The sequence below is a fragment of the Pseudomonas entomophila genome (genome assembly GCF_018417595.1).
In the GTDB taxonomy this organism is placed as follows: domain Bacteria; phylum Pseudomonadota; class Gammaproteobacteria; order Pseudomonadales; family Pseudomonadaceae; genus Aquipseudomonas; species Aquipseudomonas entomophila_C.
Window position 1 is genome coordinate 1697608 of record NZ_CP070982.1, and the last position, 17121, is coordinate 1714728.

At 65.3% G+C, this 17121-nt stretch carries 14 protein-coding genes, 5 tRNA genes and 1 pseudogene; 10 read left to right on the top strand and 10 right to left on the bottom strand.

Going from position 1 to position 17121, the window contains the following annotated elements; translation table 11 throughout:
- Positions 1 to 9: 9 nt before the first annotated feature.
- The 3 genes from JYG34_RS07510 to JYG34_RS07520 form a co-directional block, all read right to left on the bottom strand.
- Positions 10 to 831, bottom strand: a complete 822-nt coding sequence (locus JYG34_RS07510; RefSeq protein WP_213660129.1) for a DUF4123 domain-containing protein — start codon at positions 829 to 831, stop codon at positions 10 to 12.
- Complete coding sequence (gene tssI, locus JYG34_RS07515; protein ID WP_213660130.1) at positions 828 to 2882, bottom strand: type VI secretion system tip protein TssI/VgrG; 2055 nt, start codon at positions 2880 to 2882, stop codon at positions 828 to 830. Before tssI ends, JYG34_RS07510 begins: the two co-directional genes overlap by 4 nt.
- A gap of 132 nt (positions 2883 to 3014) precedes the next feature.
- Entirely contained in the window at positions 3015 to 3767 is a 753-nt protein-coding gene (locus JYG34_RS07520; RefSeq protein WP_213661128.1) for a DODA-type extradiol aromatic ring-opening family dioxygenase, read from the bottom strand.
- A gap of 100 nt (positions 3768 to 3867) precedes the next feature.
- On the opposite strand from JYG34_RS07520, the gene JYG34_RS07525 reads away from it, so the two are divergent.
- The gene (locus JYG34_RS07525; protein WP_213660131.1) at positions 3868 to 4518 is read left to right on the top strand and encodes a thiopurine S-methyltransferase; all 651 of its coding nucleotides are present in this window, start codon (positions 3868 to 3870) and stop codon (positions 4516 to 4518) included.
- A 140-nt stretch (positions 4519 to 4658) separates the two neighbouring features.
- On the opposite strand, the gene htpX is transcribed toward JYG34_RS07525, so the two are convergent.
- Together htpX and JYG34_RS07535 are read right to left on the bottom strand one after the other, a co-directional pair.
- The gene (gene htpX, locus JYG34_RS07530; RefSeq protein WP_213660132.1) at positions 4659 to 5546 is read right to left on the bottom strand and encodes a protease HtpX; all 888 of its coding nucleotides are present in this window, start codon (positions 5544 to 5546) and stop codon (positions 4659 to 4661) included.
- Between the two features lie 251 nt (positions 5547 to 5797).
- Entirely contained in the window at positions 5798 to 7009 is a 1212-nt protein-coding gene (locus JYG34_RS07535) for a pyridoxal phosphate-dependent aminotransferase (protein ID WP_213660133.1), read from the bottom strand.
- A gap of 159 nt (positions 7010 to 7168) precedes the next feature.
- Between JYG34_RS07535 and msrB the strand changes: the two genes are divergently transcribed.
- Both msrB and JYG34_RS07545 read left to right on the top strand, forming a co-directional pair.
- The gene (msrB, locus tag JYG34_RS07540) at positions 7169 to 7564 is read left to right on the top strand and encodes a peptide-methionine (R)-S-oxide reductase MsrB (protein ID WP_213660134.1); all 396 of its coding nucleotides are present in this window, start codon (positions 7169 to 7171) and stop codon (positions 7562 to 7564) included.
- 12 nt (positions 7565 to 7576) lie between these two features.
- The gene (locus JYG34_RS07545) at positions 7577 to 8065 is read left to right on the top strand and encodes a glutathione peroxidase (protein WP_213660135.1); all 489 of its coding nucleotides are present in this window, start codon (positions 7577 to 7579) and stop codon (positions 8063 to 8065) included.
- Here the strand turns inward: JYG34_RS07545 and JYG34_RS07550 are convergent.
- Positions 8055 to 10409, bottom strand: a complete 2355-nt coding sequence (locus JYG34_RS07550) for a response regulator (RefSeq protein ID WP_213660136.1) — start codon at positions 10407 to 10409, stop codon at positions 8055 to 8057. The two genes, JYG34_RS07545 and JYG34_RS07550, sit on opposite strands and share 11 nt — an antisense overlap.
- Positions 10410 to 10487: 78 nt before the next feature.
- Between JYG34_RS07550 and JYG34_RS07555 the strand changes: the two genes are divergently transcribed.
- Positions 10488 to 11375, top strand: coding sequence for an ATP-binding protein (locus JYG34_RS07555; RefSeq protein ID WP_213660137.1), 888 nt, complete (start codon positions 10488 to 10490; stop codon positions 11373 to 11375).
- Entirely contained in the window at positions 11376 to 11858 is a 483-nt protein-coding gene (locus JYG34_RS07560) for a GAF domain-containing protein (RefSeq protein ID WP_213660138.1), read from the top strand.
- Between the two features lie 123 nt (positions 11859 to 11981).
- Here JYG34_RS07560 and JYG34_RS07565 read toward each other — a convergent pair whose 3' ends face one another.
- Entirely contained in the window at positions 11982 to 12749 is a 768-nt protein-coding gene (locus JYG34_RS07565) for a hypothetical protein (RefSeq protein ID WP_011532863.1), read from the bottom strand.
- A 379-nt stretch (positions 12750 to 13128) separates the two neighbouring features.
- Here JYG34_RS07565 and JYG34_RS07570 point away from each other — a divergent pair.
- The 5 genes from JYG34_RS07570 to JYG34_RS07590 all read left to right on the top strand — a co-directional run bounded on the left by JYG34_RS07570 (position 13129) and on the right by JYG34_RS07590 (position 13687).
- A tRNA-Glu gene (locus tag JYG34_RS07570) sits at positions 13129 to 13204 on the top strand.
- Positions 13205 to 13206: 2 nt separating this feature from the next.
- A tRNA-Gly gene (locus JYG34_RS07575) sits at positions 13207 to 13282 on the top strand.
- A gap of 92 nt (positions 13283 to 13374) precedes the next feature.
- Positions 13375 to 13450 (top strand) — tRNA-Glu (locus JYG34_RS07580).
- Between the two features lie 3 nt (positions 13451 to 13453).
- Positions 13454 to 13529, top strand: a tRNA-Gly gene (locus JYG34_RS07585).
- An 82-nt stretch (positions 13530 to 13611) separates the two neighbouring features.
- A tRNA-Gly gene (locus tag JYG34_RS07590) sits at positions 13612 to 13687 on the top strand.
- 94 nt (positions 13688 to 13781) lie between these two features.
- Here the strand turns inward: JYG34_RS07590 and JYG34_RS07595 are convergent.
- The 3 genes and pseudogenes from JYG34_RS07595 to JYG34_RS26605 form a co-directional block, all read right to left on the bottom strand.
- A complete protein-coding gene (locus JYG34_RS07595) occupies positions 13782 to 14192 on the bottom strand; it encodes a PA2817 family protein (protein ID WP_213660139.1) in 411 nt (136 codons plus the stop codon).
- A 143-nt stretch (positions 14193 to 14335) separates the two neighbouring features.
- Positions 14336 to 16783, bottom strand: a complete 2448-nt coding sequence (locus JYG34_RS07600; RefSeq protein ID WP_213660140.1) for an acyl-CoA dehydrogenase — start codon at positions 16781 to 16783, stop codon at positions 14336 to 14338.
- Between the two features lie 198 nt (positions 16784 to 16981).
- Positions 16982 to 17074 (bottom strand): annotated as a pseudogene (locus JYG34_RS26605) (DUF3077 domain-containing protein); the annotation flags it as partial.
- Positions 17075 to 17121 lie beyond the last annotated feature (47 nt).

Genomic DNA, 17121 nt, shown 5'->3' on the forward strand with positions numbered 1-17121 from the left:
CCTCTGTCCTCAAATCAACGTATGCCGACGCAAACGGTCCACGTGGGCCTGGGGCGATTCGCCGAAGAGCGGCGCGCATTCCCGGGGCAGTTCGAAGCCGGGCGAACGAAGGCTGAGCACCAGCAGGAATTCGATCTGCGCCGGCGCGTGCCACCCCCAGTCCTGCGCGCGCTTCAACTGCCGTAGCAGCCAGGCACGGGGCGGTTGCCGCTCGGTCAGGGCCAGGTACGCCGGCAAGTGGTGGCTGTAGAGGTAGCGATGGGCATTGGCCCGGGCCACCGGGCCCGTGACATTTGGCGCGGGCAGTTGCAGCCAGGCGGGCTCGCTTGGCAGTGGATGGGCGCCCGGCGCGGGGTTGTCCAGCGTCGCCCAGGCCTGCCCTTGCCAGTAACACACACTGATGGCCTGCCCGAGGTAGGCCGGCAACGTCGCCCGGGCCGCGGCCAGGCCACGGGCCAGCACGCGGTTGTCGTGGAAGCGGTACAGCGCCCGCTGTGGCGGCTCGCCGACCAGCAAGCGTGCGCGCCAGTGCTCGACCCAGGCGGGCAGGTCGCCCGGCGCCAGGCTGGCCAGCCAGCCCCAGTGATCGTCCGGCAGCTCCAGCAGCGGCTGGATCAGCCGGACCTCGGCCTCGCCGACCAGGAAGCAGGCTGGCCCATGGAGCGCGAGGTAGGCGGCGTCGGTCTGCTGGTACAGCACCTGGCGACGGTCGGGGGGCAAGCTGCCCATCAGCGTCTGGCGCGCCTCGACATGGGCATCCAGCACCAGGGCGATATCGCGGCCCTGGGCACGCTGGCGGGTTATCCACTGCCAGGGGGAGATCGCGCTCATCGGCCACCTCCCGCCGGCAGGCACAGGCCGTCGCGGCAGCTTTCGCACAGCGGGCAGTAGTCGCTGGCAGTGGCCTGGCTGGTGCTCAACAGTGTCCGTTGCCAGGCGGATACGGGGGCCGACAGTGCCACCGGCGCAGCTTGCCCGGCCTGCTGCCCCGGCAGTGCCGGCGCGGTCGGCAGGCCGGTGACAGGCGCCCCGCCGATCTGCACCGGGCTGCTGGCGAAGATGCCGTTGGCGTTGATCAGCAGGTGCTGGCCCGCGACCTTCAGGCTGATGCTGTTGCCGCCCTCCACCAGCACTTCGCCATCGGCGCTCACCTGCACCCGCTGGCCGGCGTGCTGCAGCAGCACCGTGCCGACGCGGGTCTGGCTGGCCTGCTCGACGGTCAGGTGGTCATCGGTGCGCAGCAGTACCTTGCGTGCCCCGCTGACCGTGCGGTGGTCCTCGTCTTCCAGCGTGACCTGGCTGGTGCCCTTGATCAGCGCATGGCGCTGGCGGCCGATGTACAGGTGGCTGTCCTGCTCGATGCGCCCCTCCAGGTCGCGCTGGGCGCGCAGGTACACCCGTTCCTGGCCGGCGCGGTCGTCCATGGACAGCTCGTTGTAGCCGCCGCCACCGCCCAGGCTGCGGCTGCGCAGCACGGTGCGGCTGTTGTAGTCGGGCAGGGGGTAGGGCGGCAGGTGCAGGCTGTCGGGCAGGCAGCCGCTGATCACCGGCTGGTCGGGGTCGTCGTCGAGGAAGCTGACCAGCACGGCCATGCCGACCCGTGGCACGGTCAGCGCGCCGTGGCGGTCGCCCGCCCAGCCCGAGGCGACCCGCAACCAGCAACTGCTGTGCTCGTCGCCACGGCCTTCGCGGTCCCAGTGGAACTGCACCTTGACCCGGCCGAAGGCGTCGCAATACACCTCCTCGCCCTGGGGGCCGGTCACCCGGGCTTCCTGGCTGGCCGGTACGCGGGGCTTGGCGTGGCTCAGGGGCGGGCGGTAGATCGTGTCCCAGGGCATGGCGGTGAAGGTGTTGCTGTAGTGCACGGTGGCGTCGGCGCTGGCGTTTTCTTCCAGCACTTGCGGTTGCTGCCCTTTGTGCTCCACGGTGGTCAGCAGCCACAGCTGGTTGCACGCCGCCTGCGGGTGGCCGGTCAGGTTCACCAGGTGCCCGCTGACCAGGCCCGGCTCGTCGCTGGCCCCGTCGGCCGTGCACTGCCTGGCGCGGCAGCGCTCCAGGGTGCGCTGGGCCAGGGCGCGGCCACGGCCCTGGTCGACCGTTTGCAGCAGGCCGCCGGGGTAGGTGTAGTGTTCCCGGGCGGGTGTGTCGCCGCCCCGGCTGGTGTAGGCCAGGGCGGTGGCGCTCTTGCGAAAGTCGTGGTCGCGCAGCTCGACCCGCTCCACGCTGGACTCGAACGCCAGGGAGAAGGCACTGGCCACGGCGGTATCGGCGTTGAGGCCGTTTTCCGGGGCGAAGGCCAGTGGCCGCGGCAGGTGGGGAAAGTGCATCTGGTGATCGCTGAACACCACCCGATGGCCATCGGGGGCGTGTTCGAAGCGATAGTGAATGCCCTCTTCCTGGCACAGCCGTTCGATGAAGGCCAGGTCGGTTTCGCCGTACTGCACGCAATAGTCGCGAGGCGGGAAGGGCGCCTCGAGGCGGAACTGGCAGGCGTCGGCGAGGATGCCGTGTTCCTTGAACACCTGGGCGACGATCTGCGCCACCGTGCGCTGCTGGAAGATCCGGTGGTTGTGGCGTAGTTCCAGGCGCGCCATGCGGGGCACCAGCCTGAGGTGGTAATGGGTCAGGCGCTGGCCGACCTTGCCCAGGCGTGCACGCGCCAGCATACCGTGCACACCTCGGCCCTGGTCGTCGAAGGCGAGGAATGCCGGCTGGTCGAGCAGGGTCTGCAGCGCCAGGCTGGTGCTCTCGCTGACCAGCTCGATATCGAACCCGTACAGAGTACTGATGCCTTCGGCGCCGCTGAAGGTGAGCACTTGCGCGTCGCGGGGCAGGGCGTCGGCGAATAGGCGCAGACGCTCCGCAGGGGTGAGGGTGAACATCCGATGTCCTTGTCTAGGCGGCAAAGGCCGAACGCTAACAGTGACAATCGGGGAGGTGTTGTAGGACCCATCTGATGCGGTGGAAGGCTATATCTCTGTTGGTCGTGGGGTGAGCCTAGGCCCCTGCGTGGCTCAGTCGAACCGATAGATATCCATGCCCAACGCCCCCAGGGTGAAGCCTTGGTGGACGATGCCGAACCGTGCGCCGGCGCCCATGGCGAAGTACAGCGGCAGCAGGTGCTCGTCACTGGGGTGATTGCGCACGGCGAATGGCGCCTGCCGGCGATAGTCCACCAGCGCATCCTCGTCCCCAGCTTGCAGCCGCGCCACCACCCAGTCGCGAAACGCCAGCGCCCAGGGCTCGACCGCATCCGGCCCGGCATGCCAGTCCAGCTCGCCCAGATTGTGGGTGATGCTGCCCGAGCCGATCAGCAGGATGCCTTCCTCGCGCAGCGCTGACAGCGCCCGGCCGACCTTCAGCTGCAGGGCGGGGCCGGCCTGGCTGGGCAGCGACACCTGGATGACCGGGATGTCGGCCTGCGGATACATCAGCGACAGCGGCACCCAGGCGCCGTGGTCGAAGGGACGCTGCGCATCCAGCCGAGCACCCAGGCGCTCGGCGACCTGCCGGGCCAGTTCCGGCGCGCCGGGCGCGGGATACTGCACGGCGTACAGGGCCGGCGGGAAACCATGGAAGTCGTGCCAGGTTTGTGGCTGTGGGTTGCTCATCACCAGCAACTCGCGGCTCTCCCAGTGCGCCGACACCACCACGATCGCCTTCGGGCGCGGCAGGTTGAGGGCCAGGCCAGCCAGGGCCGGGCCGCTGGCGCCGGGTTGCAGGGCGAGCATGGGGGAACCGTGGGAGATGAACAGGCTGGGCAGCATGGCGACGTCCTGGCAGGTAAGATGGCCCATCTTCGGTCAGCCAACGATCGAGATCCAATATAAGTTTTTACGGCTACCTATCGAAAAACCGGGAGGAATCATGGAGCCAGCGTTCTGGCACAAGCGGTGGGCGGACAACCAGATCGGCTTTCACCAACCCCAGGTGAACCCGTACCTGCAGGCGCACTGGCCGGCGTTGGGGCTGGCCCCCGGAGCGCGGGTGCTGGTGCCTTTGTGCGGCAAGAGCCTGGACATGCTCTGGCTGGCCGCGCAGGGCTATCGGGTGTTGGGCGTGGAGCTGTCGCGGCGCGCGGTGGAGGACTTCTTCACCGAGCACGGGTTGCCGGCGCAGGTGACGCAGCACGGCGCGTTCGAGGCCTGGCGCAGCGATGAGGTGGAGATCTGGTGTGGGGATGTATTCGCCTTGCGTGCCGAGGACCTTGCCGATTGCGCGGGGGTGTATGACCGGGCGGCCTTGATTGCGCTGCCGCCCGAGATGCGCGAACGGTACATGGCGTTGCTGGGCGCGAAGTTGCCGACGGCGTGTCGCGGGGTGCTGGTGACCCTGGATTACGACCAGGCCTTGATCGACGGGCCGCCGTTCTCGGTGGCGGATGCCGAAGTGCGTGCAGGGTTTGCCGGGTGGCAGGTCGACGAGGTCGAGGGGCTGGAGATTCTCGAAGAGAGCCCGAAGTTCATCAAGGCTGGGGTATCGAGCCTGGTCGAGCGGGTCTACCGCCTGGCGCGGTAGGCGCCGGCCTTGCCGGCGAACACCGGCAAGGCCGGTGCCATTGATCGTGTCGCCTGCTTCGCCGGCAAAACCGGCTCCTACAGGGACACATCAAAAACAGAAAGGGCGACCGAAGTCGCCCTTTCTTGTTGCTGCCGGGATCAACCGCGACGGCGCAGGGCGTCGATGCGGTCTTCCAGCGGCGGGTGGCTCATCAGCAGGCCGGCCAGGCCGTGCTTGAGGCCACCGTTGATGCCGAAGGCCTTCAGGGTGTCGGGCATGTGCACCGGCAGGCCCTGTTCGGAGCGCAGGCGCTGCAGGGCGCCGATCATCGCGCCGGTGCCGGCCAGGTGGGCGCCGGCTTCGTCGGCGCGGAACTCGCGGCGGCGCGAGTACCACATGACGATGATGCTGGCGAGAATGCCCAGCACCAGCTCGGCGACGATGGTGGCGACGAAGTAGGCGATGCCGTGGCCTTCTTCGTTCTTGAAGATCACCCGGTCGACGAAGTTGCCGATGATGCGGGCGAAGAACATCACGAAGGTGTTCACCACGCCCTGCACCAGCGCCATGGTGACCATGTCGCCATTGGCCACGTGGCCGATCTCGTGGGCCAGCACCGCGCGCACCTCGTCGGGCGAGAAGCGCTCGAGCAGGCCTTGCGATACCGCTACCAGGGCGTCGTTGCGGTTCCAGCCGGTGGCGAAGGCGTTGGCCTCGTAGGCCGGGAAGATACCCACCTCGGGCATCTTGATGCCGGCTTCGCGGGACAGCTCCTCGACGGTCTGCAACAGCCACTGCTCATGGCGGGTGCGAGGCTGGGTGATGATCTGGGTGCCGGTGGTCATCTTCGCCATCCACTTGGAGATGAACAGCGAGACCAGCGAGCCAGCGAAACCGAACACGGCGCAGAAGACCAGCAGTTGGCCGAGGTTGAGGTCAACCCCGTTGGCTGCCATGAACCCGTTGAAGCCGAACAGGCTCAGGGTAATGCTTGCAACCAGCACCACCGCGAGGTTGGTGGCTACAAACAACAGAATGCGCATCATGGTTGTCACGTTCTCCTGACGGATGAGTTTGTTGCGTACTGCGGGGTATATAAGGGGGAGGGCGCGGCGATTCAACCGGGCGACTATTTCAAACTGTGTACGGCGGAGTATGGCAGAGGATGCCGGGGGCGCCGTGGGATAGAGCGTTGCAGGATGTAAGGAAGTTTGGCGCGGGTGTTGCAGCGCGTGTGAGATCGAGCGCCGCTTGTGCGGCGCTCGATCTCGGCGCCACCTCAACTATCGAGCCGAACCTACTGCGAATAGGTGCGCAGGAAGTTACCAATGCGGCCAATGGCCTGCTCCAGGTCATCCACCCGCGGCAGCGTCACCACGCGGAAGTGGTCCGGCCACGGCCAGTTGAACGCGGTGCCCTGGACGATCAGCAGTTTCTCCGACAGCAGCAGGTCGAGGACGAACTTCTCGTCGTTGTGGATCGGGCAGACCTTCGGGTCGATCTTCGGGAACGCGTACAGCGCGCCCATGGGCTTGACGCAGCTCACGCCCGGGATCGAATTGAGCAGCTCGTAGGTGCGGTTGCGCTGCTCCAGCAGGCGCCCCGGCGGCAGCACCAGGTCGTTGATGCTCTGGTAGCCACCCAGCGCGGTCTGGATCGCATGCTGGGCCGGCACGTTGGCGCACAGGCGCATGTTGGCCAGCATGTCGATGCCTTCGATGTAGCTCATGGCGTGGTGCTTGGGCCCGGAGATGATCAGCCAGCCGGAGCGGAAACCGGCCACGCGGTAAGACTTGGACAGGCCGTTGAAGGTCAGGCACAGCAGGTCCGGGGCCAGCGATGCGGTGCTGATGTGCACGGCCTCGTCGTAGAGGATTTTGTCGTAGATCTCGTCGGAGAACACCACCAGGTTGTGCTGGCGCGCCAGCTCCAGCATGCCCAGCAGCAGCTCCTTCGAATACACGGCGCCGGTCGGGTTGTTCGGGTTGATGATCACCAGGGCCTTGGTGTTCGGGGTGATCTTGGCCTTGATGTCGTCCAGGTCGGGGAACCAGTCGGCCTGCTCGTCGCACAGGTAGTGCACCGGCTTGCCGCCGGCCAGGCTCACCGCGGCGGTCCACAGTGGGTAGTCGGGGGCCGGGATCAACACTTCGTCGCCGTTGTTCAGCAGGGCCTGCATGGACATGACGATCAGCTCGGAGACGCCGTTGCCCAGGTAGATATCCTCGATGCCGACGCCTTCGATCTGCTTCTGCTGGCAGTACTGCATCACTGCCTTGCGCGCACTGAACAGGCCTTTCGAATCGCTGTAGCCCTGGGCGGTGGGCAGGTTGCGGATCACGTCCTGCAGGATCTCGTCCGGCGCCTCGAAGCCAAACGGCGCCGGGTTGCCGATGTTCAGCTTGAGGATGCGGTGGCCTTCCTCTTCCAGGCGCTTGGCGTGCTTGAGCACTGGGCCGCGAATGTCGTAGCAGACATTGGCGAGCTTGTTCGATTTGCTGAACTGCATGATGTGATCCTGATTGGACAAGGCGCGCCGCCGGCAATGGTTTGAAAAGGGCGAGGCGCATGCCAGACTGGCTGGCTGGGAAAGCCAACTAATATACGTTCCACCCGCGCCATAAATAAAGACGGTGCGAGGTGAAATTCAGCCTGCCGAGGTCCATTCATGCAAAAGATCGACAAGACACTGGAAGAGTGGCGCGCCATGCTCGACCCCGCCCAGTACCAGGTATGCCGCCTGAAGGGCACCGAGCGGCCATTCAGCGGCAAGTACAACAGTGAACGCCGCGATGGCGTCTACCATTGCATCTGCTGTGACCTGGCGCTGTTCGATTCGAAGGCCAAGTTCGACTCCGGTTGCGGCTGGCCGAGCTTCTACGAGCCCATCGAGCAGGCCGCGATGATCGAGATCCGTGACACCTCCCACGGCATGATCCGCACCGAGGTCACCTGCGCGCAATGCGACGCCCACCTGGGCCACGTGTTCCCCGACGGCCCGCCACCGACTGGTCTGCGCTACTGCATCAACTCGGTGTGCCTGGAGCTCAAACCCCGCGATTGAAGGAGCAAACGCATGGCCGATGCACTGCTGGACATTCCCTGCGTCACCCTTTCCGGTGAGCAGAAAGTACTGGGCGACTACGCCGGCAAGGCGCTGCTGGTGGTCAACACCGCCAGCCAGTGCGGCTTCACCCCGCAGTACAAGGGCCTCGAGCGCCTGTGGCAGGACTATGGCCAGCGCGGCCTGGTGGTGCTGGGCTTCCCCTGCAACCAGTTCGGCAAGCAGGAGCCGGGCGATGCGGAGGAGATCGCGCAGTTCTGCGAGCTCAACTTCGGCGTGAGCTTCCCGCTGTTTCGCAAGGTCGAGGTCAACGGCCCCGGCGCCCACCCGCTGTTCGTCGAACTCAAGCGGCGCGCGCCGGGCGTGCTGGGCACGCAGAAGATCAAGTGGAACTTCACCAAGTTCCTGCTCGACCCGGCCAGCGGCAAGGTTACCCGTTTCGGCTCGACCACCAAGCCCGAGGCGCTGAAATCGTCCATCGAGGCGCTGCTCAACCGCTGACCGGCGCCCAGTGGTCGATCAAGGCCAGCAGTTCTTCGCGACGGAACGGCTTGGCCAGGTAGTCGTTCATGCCCGCGGCGCGGCAGCGCTCGCGTTCCTCGGGCATGGCGTTGGCGGTCAGCGCGACGATCGGCAATTCCGGCCAGCGCCCGCTCTGGCGGATGCGCCGGCTGGCTTCGTAGCCATCCATCACCGGCATGTTGCAGTCCATCAACACCAGGTCAAAAGTTTCCTGCTCCAGCAATTCCAGGGCTTCGGCCCCGTGGGCGGCGACTTGCACCTGGCAGCCGAGCTTGGCGAGCATGCCCTTGGCCACCAGCTGGTTCACCGGGTTATCCTCCACCAGCAGGATGCGCGCCCGGCGCTCTCTGGACGCGGGTACCTCGTGAGGCAGCGGCGCGTTGGGTTCGCCCTGCAGGGTGCGGCGCAGCGTCTGGTACAAAGCATTGCGCGCCAGCGGTCTAGCCAGTTGGTGCAGGGGTGCCAGCTGGGTGGCTTGTTCGCTGGGCAGGAAGTTGCCGTAGGCCGTTACCAGCAGAATCGGCGCCTGGATCGCCGGGCGCAGGTCGAGCATGTGATCGAGGTCGTCGGTGATCAGCAGGTCCACGGGTTGGCCCGCCAGCTGCGCGGCGCTGTCGAAGCGCGCATAGTCCAGGCCCCAGCGCGGCAGCAGTTCCTGCAGCAGCTCGGCCAGGCCGCTGCCGGCCTTGCCCAGGGCTACGATGCGCCCGGCCAGCGGTGCCGGCGGGATTGCCTCGGTGTGGGCGGGCAGGGGCAGCTCGGCGCTGAAGCGGCTGCCAAAGCCGGTTTCGGAGTGGATGTGCAAGTGCCCCTGCATGGCTTTGCACAGGTTGCGGGTCAGGGCCAATCCGAGGCCGGTGCCGCCGTACTGGCGGGTGATGCCGGCACCGGCCTGGGTGAAGGGTTGGAAGATCCGCGCCTGGGCTTCTTCAGGGATGCCGATGCCCGTGTCGCTGACTTCCAGGCGCACGCCGCCGACGATGCTGGTCAAGCGTACGTCGACGCGGCCGAAGCGGGTGAACTTGAGGGCATTGGACAGCAAGTTGCTGACGATCTGCCGCACCCGGGTCGGGTCGCCCAGCACCGTGCTGGGGAAGTCCGGTGCGATCAGGCAGGTGAGTTCGACGCTGGGCGCGGCATTCTGTGACAACAGGTTGGCGGTGTCCTCGACCATCGCCCCGAGGTCGAACGGAATGCGCTCGAGCTCCAGCTGACCGGCGTCGAACTTCGACAGGTCGAGGATATCGTTGAGCAGTTCCACCAGCACCTTGCCCGAGTCGTGGGCGATCGACAGCTGCTGGCGCTGTTCGGCGGCCAGGCCGCTGTCCAGGGACAAGGCGATCATGCCCAGCATGCCGTTGAGCGGGGTGCGGATCTCGTGGCTCATGTTGGCCAGGAAGGCGGCGCGCGCCTGGGCCATGTCCAGGGCGCGGCGGCGGGCTTCCTCCAGTTCCTGGTTGGACTGGCTCAGGCGGCTGTTGCTGGCCTTGAGCTCGTCGGTGCGGGCCGAGACGATGTCTTCAAGCTCGTTGAGGTATTGGGTGAGGCGGTTTTCCGCCGTGCGCCGCTGCTGAATCTCGGTGGCCATGCTGACGAACTGCTGGTTGGCGACCCGCACCAGCACCCCGATTTCGTCATGCTCGTGGCCGTTGGGGCAGTCGACGCGGGTTTGCCTGGGCGTGCGCGAATCATTGCCGCTCAAGGCACCGATCACCGTGACCAGGGGTTTGGTCAGCATCAGGTAGAACAGTGCCAGGAGGATGCCGGTGAGCACCAGGCTGCGGGCGAAGCCGTTGACCAGGGTGACCCCGGCACGGTCGAGGAAGCGCCCGCCAAACGCGTAGGTGTCGACATCGAGGTAGAGCGTGCCGAGGTACTCGTTGGGCATATGGGCGAGGAACAGCCGGTCCTGGAACTGGCGCTGGTCGCCGAACAGGAAGTCCGACAGCGGCCGGTAGCGGCTCTCCAGGCGCGGGCGCTGCGCGTCGGCCAGCACGGTCTCGTTGTTGTCGATCAGCCGCGCGCGGATCAGAGCCGGCGACTTGAGCAGGCCGCCGGTGAGCTCCTGGGCCAGTTCGCTGTCGATGTTGTAGGCGATGCGCGAGGCCGTGTCGTGGCTGATCTTCAGCAGCGCCTGAATTTCACGGTTGATGGACGCATCTTCGCTGGCATAATCGATGCCGATCTGGATGAGACTGAGCAATGTTCCCAGGATGAAGCCGACCAGGACTGTCAACCGGGCTTGCTTGTATGACAGGCGATTGGTGAACTTTATATCCATGGGTCCCAAGCCGGTTACTTGCTCCGTGCGCTGCGCAAGCATAGCCGATCAGCCCTGGCTGCTGGCGGGTCTGTCGAACATTCAGCGTTTGTCGCGAAACCTGACTTGCTAGGAGCCATCATGGACGCCCGCCTTACCGCTTTCCTCGACCGCGCCGAATCCGTTCTCGCGCGCCTCGAACCCCTGTTGCCCGCCCCGCGCCCGGATATCGACTGGTCCCGCACCCTGGCCGCCCGCTGGCAGCGTGACGGCCGCAGCGGCTACCTGCTGCCGCTGGAGGTCAGCCTCGACATCCGCCTGTCCGACCTGATCGGCGTCGACAAGCAGCGCGATCAGTTGGGCCGCAACACCCACCAGTTCATCAACGGCATGCCTGCCAACCACGCCCTGCTGTGGGGCTCGCGCGGCACCGGTAAATCGTCGCTGGTGCGCGCGTTGCTCGCCGAACACGCCGGTGAGGGCCTGCGCCTGATCGAGATCGAGCGCGACCACCTGGCCGACCTGCCGCGGGTGGTCGAGCAGCTGCAAAAGCTCGAGCAGCGTTTCATCCTGTTCTGCGACGACCTGTCGTTCGAGGCTGGGGAGGGTGACTATCGCGTGCTCAAGAGCGTGCTCGACGGCTCGCTGGAGCAGGCGCCCGACAACGTGCTGCTGTACGCCACCTCCAACCGCCGCCACCTGGTGCCGGAAAAGCAGAGCGACAACGAGAACTGGAAGATGGTCGATGGCGAGCTGCACCCCAACGAAGCGGTGGAGGACAAGATTGCCCTGTCCGACCGCTTCGGCCTGTGGCTGTCGTTCTATCCGTTCTCCCAGGAGCACTTCCTCGATGTGGTCGAGCACTGGATCGGCCAGCTGGCGCGCCAGGCCGGGCTGCGTTGGCAGCGCAGCGAAGAACTCGACATCCTCGCCGTGCGCTGGGCCACCGGCCGCGGCAACCGTAATGGCCGTTGTGCCTATCAGTTCGCCCGCTACTGGGTCGGGCTGCAATTGCTGGAGCAGAAATAAATGATCGACCTCAACGCCAGTGGCCAAGGCCTCGATGGCTATGACCTGCTGGCCGCGCAAGTGCAGGCGCTGTTCGCCGACGAGCGCGACTTCATCGCCAACGCCGCGCAGTTCTCGGCCTTCCTGTACAACCAGGTGGAGGACCTGAACTGGGCGGGCTTCTATATCAACCGCAACGAAGAGCTGGTGCTCGGCCCGTTCCAGGGCCAGGTGGCATGCGTACGCATTCCCTTCAGCCGGGGCGTGTGTGGCGCTGCGGCGGCCACCCGAACTACCCAGCGGGTCGAGGACGTGCATGCGTTTCCCGGGCATATCGCCTGTGACAGCGCGTCCAACAGCGAGCTGGTGATTCCGTTGCTGAAGGCGGGCAGGCTGATCGGCGTGCTCGACCTGGACAGCCCGAAGCTGGCGCGCTTCAGCGCGGCCGACCAGGCAGGGCTGGAGCGGTTGGCGGCGATCTTCCTCGAGTTGACCGACTGCTGAAATGAAGAAGGGGCCTGTGAGGGCCCCTTTCTTTATGGTTGTTTGTTCTGGCCCTATCGCGGATGAATCCGCTCCTACCAGGCTCGTGTAGGAGCGGATTCATCCGCGATGGGGCCGCAACGGTCAATCGTAGATGACCTTTTTCTTCCAGGTCTCGTCCTCGTCGGTCTTGAGCCCCTGGGTCAGCGCGTTCTGTTCATCCGCCGCTGGTTCCATCTTGTCCAGCACCTGGGCGTTGGCCCGGGCCAGCAGTTTCTCCAGATAAGTGAGCTGCTCTTCATATTGCTTCGGTTCAGGCTGCTTGCGCAGATACTGCACGCCACGCTCGAACGCCAGGCGCGCCTGGCCCGGCTGGTTCTGTTGCAACGCCTGCTGGCCGAGGTTGTTGAAGAACTCGATGTGCAACATCACCAGGATGTGGCGGATTTCCTTCACCCAGTACTTGCCTTCGTTACTGGCCAGGAAGCCCTCTTGAGTAGCCCGCACGATCTGGTTGTGCATCAGTTCCAGCAAGAAGCGCACGTCCTTGGCCTTGACCTCGGTCTGGATGGGCGAGGGCGGGTTGCGCACCGGGATCTTGTCGCCCAGGGCGATCAATCCCTCGATCTCGGCGATGCGCGCCTTCAGCTCGCTGCTGTGCTTGTCCAGGGCCAGCTGGCGCTGGTTGAGGTTCAGCTCCAGTCGGGTGAGCAGCAGCTTCAGCGCCGGGGTCATGAACTGGCCGGGGAAGGTTTCGGTGATCTCGCCACAGCGGCGCAGGCGGTCGGCCAGCTCGACCTTCAGGCGCGCCCGCTCGAGCTTGCCGTTCTCGACCACATTGTTGAGGTAGCCGATCACGATCAGCAGCGCGATACCCGCAACGATAAGCAGGGTGATCAGAAGTGGTGTCACCGTTAACGCCTCATGAAGAAGTTTTGCATCATTGAGTGTAGTAAGTTCGCCGCAGAGCGAACAGTGCAGCCTGGCGGACAGGGCCGAGGTATCTCCCTCGCGGGTTCACCCGCGAAAGCGCCCGTGCAGTCTATATGTCGGCCGAGGCCTCGATTTCTCAAGGTGGTAGCACTTTGATATGAGCTTGCCGGGCAGCTGTCAGAAAAGCAACGTCAATCCCCGGACGCATCCTGCATCACCTCCTATGTAGACGGGAAGTCATTGATTTAAATAAATTTCTACAAAGGGGTTGACGGCTTCTCAAGGCATCCATAGAATGCGCGCCACTTGCAGCGTAAAGCACACAGCGAAACGCGGCAGGGAGTGAATGTTGTAGCGTGTCCCCTTCGTCTAGTGGCCTAGGACACCGCCCTTTCACGGCGGTAACAGGGGTTCGAGTCCCCTAGGGGACGCCAATGCGGGAATAGCTCAGTTGGTAGAGCACGACCTTGCCAAGGTCGGGGTCGCGAGTTCGAGTCTCGTTTCCCGCTCCAGTTTCTCCGGCCCTGCTTCGGCAGGGCAGGAAAAGAAAATCCAGGCTGAATCGCGAGGTTCATGATCTGGTGCGCTGAAAAGCGTTGGGTTTGTCCCCTTCGTCTAGTGGCCTAGGACACCGCCCTTTCACGGCGGTAACAGGGGTTCGAGTCCCCTAGGGGACGCCATTTGCGGGAATAGCTCAGTTGGTAGAGCACGACCTTGCCAAGGTCGGGGTCGCGAGTTCGAGTCTCGTTTCCCGCTCCAGTTTAAACGGCGTCGTTCTTGACGGTGCAGGTGGTGAAGGTCTCAATGGCGCTTCACGCCGAATGCGGTAAAGCTTCACCCTGCGGGAATAGCTCAGTTGGTAGAGCACGACCTTGCCAAGGTCGGGGTCGCGAGTTCGAGTCTCGTTTCCCGCTCCAAATCGAAAACGCCACTTCTTATGAAGTGGCGTTTTTTTTTGCCCTGATTTTTTTGGGGTATGAAAGGGCGGGTACGAAACCCGCCCAGCCTTGCTCAGTGCTGGCTGCCGGCGCCTGGCTGCCCCAGCAATTGCTTCTCCTGGTGCCAGTCGAACGGTTCGCCGTTCTGCTCGGCTTCGTAGCGGCGCTCTTCGAGGCGCTGGTACAGGTCGAGCTCTTCGTCGGGCATGAAGTGCAGGCAGTCGCCGCCGAAGAACCACAGCAGGTCGCGCGGCACCAGGTGGGCAATCTGCGGGTAGCGCTGGATCACCTGGCAGATCAGGTCCTGGCCCAGGTACTGGCTTTCCAGCGGGTCCTGCGGCAGCAGGGTCAGCAACTCGTCGAAGCGCTCGAGGAACAGGGCGTGGCTTTCCTCCGGTACCTGTTCGGCTTCACCCAGTGCGGCCAGGATGGTGCGCAGGTGGTTGAGCAGTTGCAGGTGGTATTCCAGGTGGGGGTTGGCCATGGGGCGCTCCTCGGTGTGGTTGAAACGGGCGCGGAGTATACGCCGGTTCAGGCGAGGTTGGGACCTTTGTAGGAAGCCAGCCTGCTGGCGAACCGGCTCATTGAGGACGGTTCGCCAGCAAGGCTGGCTCCTGCAGGGAGCGGCTATCGGATCGCCCCAGGCGTTGGCCGCAATTGCTCCTTGTCGAAGGCATCGACATCGATCACCGTCCGTCGGGCTTTTTCCGCCTCATGCAGGCGCTGTGCTTCGGAGGGCTGCAGGACCCCGGCTTCCAGGCCCGCATCGATCACCGATTGCCCCGGCGTTGGCCGCACCTTGCCTTCCTTGATGCCCTGGTGCAGCGCTTTGCGCAGTGGCGCGACCTCAGTCAGCAGGTCGCTGGCCTGTTGCAACGCCGCAACCGGGTCGGCCTCCATCCCGGGCCTGTAGCAGCCGGCCAGCAGTTCTTCCAGGGCTGGATCACCCTTGTGTCTGCCAATCACCCCGGCCACCTCGGCATCCAGTTCATCGCTTGGCCCGGTGTGGCGACGACCGAAGGGGAACACCAGTACCCGCAGGGCGCAGCCGATGAAGCGGTTGGGGAAGTTGTCGAGCAGCGCGTCCAGTGCCTTCTCGGCCTGGCCAAGGCTTTCTTCAAGCGCCCAGCGCAGCAGCGGCCGCATGTGCTCGGGCGAACCCAGGTCGTGGTAGCGCTTGAGCGCGGCGCTGGACAGGTACAGGTAGCTCAGTACATCGCCCAGGCGCGCACTTAGGCGTTCGCGGCGCTTGAGTGCGCCGCCAAGCAGCATCATCGACAGGTCGGCCAGCAGGGCGAAGGCGGCCGCCTGGCGGTTGAGGGCGCGGAAGTAGCCCTGGCTCAAGGCGTCGCCCGGGACTTTTTCGAAATGGCCCAGCCCCAGGCCCAGCACCAGGGTGCTGGCGGCGTTGCCGGCGGCGAACAGGATGTGTTGCATCAGCAGGTCGTCGAATTCCTTCAGCGCCTGCTCGTGATCCTCGCGCCCGGCCAGGGACATTTCCCTGAGCACGAACGGGTGGCAGCGGATCGCGCCCTGGCCGAAGATCATCAGGTTGCGCGACAGGATATTGGCCCCCTCGACGGTGATGAAGATCGGCGCCACCTGCCAGTTGCGGCCCAGGTAGTTGTTCGGGCCCATGATGATGCCTTTGCCGCCGTGAACGTCCATGGCGTGCTGGATGCATTCGCGGCCGCGCTCGGTGAGGTGGTACTTGAGGATCGCCGACAGCACCGAGGGCTTCTCGCCCAGATCGACGGCCTTGGCGGTCAGCAGGCGGGCGCTGTCCATCAGCCAGGCGTTGCCGCCGATGCGCGCCAGGGATTCCTGGATGCCCTCGAAGGCGGTCAGCGGCACGTTGAACTGTTCGCGGATGCTGGCGTACTGGCCGGTCACCAGGCTGGTGTACTTGGCCGCGCCCGTGCCGACGGCGGGCAACGAGATCGAGCGGCCCACCGACAGGCAGTTCATCAGCATCATCCAGCCCTTGCCGAGCATCGGCTGGCCGCCAATCAGCGCGTCCAGCGGTACGAACACATCCTTGCCGCTGTTGGGGCCGTTCATGAACGCGGCGCCCATGGGCAGGTGGCGCTTGCCGATCTCGACGCCCGGGGTGTCGGTGGGGATCAGTGCCAGGCTGATGCCCAGGTCGACTTCTTCGCCGAGCAAGTGGTCCGGGTCGTAGGCCTTGAAGGCCAGGCCCAGCAGGGTGGCCACGGGGCCCAGGGTGATGTAGCGCTTCTCCCAGTTCAGGCGCAGGCCGATGACTTCTTCACCCTGCCATTGGCCTTTGCAGACGATCCCTGTGTCGGGCATGGCGCCGGCGTCGGAACCCGCCAGGGGGCCGGTGAGGGCGAAGCAGGGGATTTCCTCGCCGCGGGCCAGGCGCGGCAGGTAGTGGTTGCGCTGTGTTTCGGTGCCATAGTGCAGCAGCAGCTCGGCTGGGCCCAGCGAGTTGGGCACCATTACCGTGGAGGCCAGGTCGCCGGAGCGGGTGGCCAGTTTCATGGCCACCTGTGAATGGGCGTAGGCGGAGAAGCCTTTACCGCCGTACTCCTTGGGGATGATCAGGGCAAAGAAGCCGTGCTGCTTGATGTGCTCCCAGGCTTGCGGTGGCAGGTCGAGGTCCTGGCCGATCTGCCAGTCGCTGACCATGGCGCAAAGGGCTTCGGTGGGGCCGTCGATGAAGGCCTGTTCCTCTTCGCTGAGCTTGGGCGCGGGGTAGTCGAGCAGGGTGTTCCAGTCCGGGCGGCCGCTGAACAGGTGGCCGTCCCACCACACGGTGCCGGCATCGATGGCTTCGCGCTCGGTCTGCGACATGGGCGGCAGGGTGCGCTGGAACCAGCTGAACACTGGGGCGGTGAACACCTTGCGCCGCCATTCGGGCAGGGTGACGAAGGCGACCTTGATGGCGATGATCACCCAGATGAGTGTCAGCAGCCAGCCGGGGGCATGGCTGAAGAGGCCCATCAGCACCGTGTAGGCGGCCATCGCCGCGAGAATCTGCAACGGCGCCAGGCGCCGGTGCGTGAGGTACGCGGCGCCGAGCACCAGAACCAGCAACCACAACAGCAACATAATCCTTTCTCCTTGGACACGGGGCGTATGGCCGACCCACAGAGCTTAGACGCGCCGGGGCGGATGGCCTGCCTGGCAGATGACACGGCGGGGCGCTGGTAGGGGCGGATTCATCCGCGATGCATGCGCTGCGGTGCATGGCACCGGCCATGCCGGTGATCGCGGATGAATCCGCTCCTACAAGGGCCGTCTGCTGATTCAGGCAGCTTTGTTCATCCCCAGTTCCATGTCATCGATCAACGCCTTGGCCATGGCGCTTGAAATCCGCGCCGAACTGCCGGCGAACAGGTCTGAAGATAGAACCCCGCTTTCACTGGCACCGCCGAACGCTTGGGGTA

Excerpts from the sequence above, each read along its gene's own strand:
- msrB (WP_213660134.1), top strand. The coding sequence starts at position 7,169 with ATGCAAAAGATCGACAAGACACTGGAAGAGTGGCGCGCCATGCTCGAC.
- tssI (WP_213660130.1), bottom strand. The coding sequence starts at position 2,882 with ATGTTCACCCTCACCCCTGCGGAGCGTCTGCGCCTATTCGCCGACGCC.
- JYG34_RS07560 (WP_213660138.1), top strand. The coding sequence starts at position 11,376 with ATGATCGACCTCAACGCCAGTGGCCAAGGCCTCGATGGCTATGACCTG.
- JYG34_RS07520 (WP_213661128.1), bottom strand. The coding sequence starts at position 3,767 with ATGCTGCCCAGCCTGTTCATCTCCCACGGTTCCCCCATGCTCGCCCTG.
- JYG34_RS07535 (WP_213660133.1), bottom strand. The coding sequence starts at position 7,009 with ATGCAGTTCAGCAAATCGAACAAGCTCGCCAATGTCTGCTACGACATT.
- JYG34_RS07595 (WP_213660139.1), bottom strand. The coding sequence starts at position 14,192 with ATGGCCAACCCCCACCTGGAATACCACCTGCAACTGCTCAACCACCTG.
- JYG34_RS07545 (WP_213660135.1), top strand. The coding sequence starts at position 7,577 with ATGGCCGATGCACTGCTGGACATTCCCTGCGTCACCCTTTCCGGTGAG.
- JYG34_RS07550 (WP_213660136.1), bottom strand. The coding sequence starts at position 10,409 with ATGCTTGCGCAGCGCACGGAGCAAGTAACCGGCTTGGGACCCATGGAT.
- JYG34_RS07525 (WP_213660131.1), top strand. The coding sequence starts at position 3,868 with ATGGAGCCAGCGTTCTGGCACAAGCGGTGGGCGGACAACCAGATCGGC.
- JYG34_RS07510 (WP_213660129.1), bottom strand. The coding sequence starts at position 831 with ATGAGCGCGATCTCCCCCTGGCAGTGGATAACCCGCCAGCGTGCCCAG.
- JYG34_RS07555 (WP_213660137.1), top strand. The coding sequence starts at position 10,488 with ATGGACGCCCGCCTTACCGCTTTCCTCGACCGCGCCGAATCCGTTCTC.
- JYG34_RS07600 (WP_213660140.1), bottom strand. The coding sequence starts at position 16,783 with ATGTTGCTGTTGTGGTTGCTGGTTCTGGTGCTCGGCGCCGCGTACCTC.
- htpX (WP_213660132.1), bottom strand. The coding sequence starts at position 5,546 with ATGATGCGCATTCTGTTGTTTGTAGCCACCAACCTCGCGGTGGTGCTG.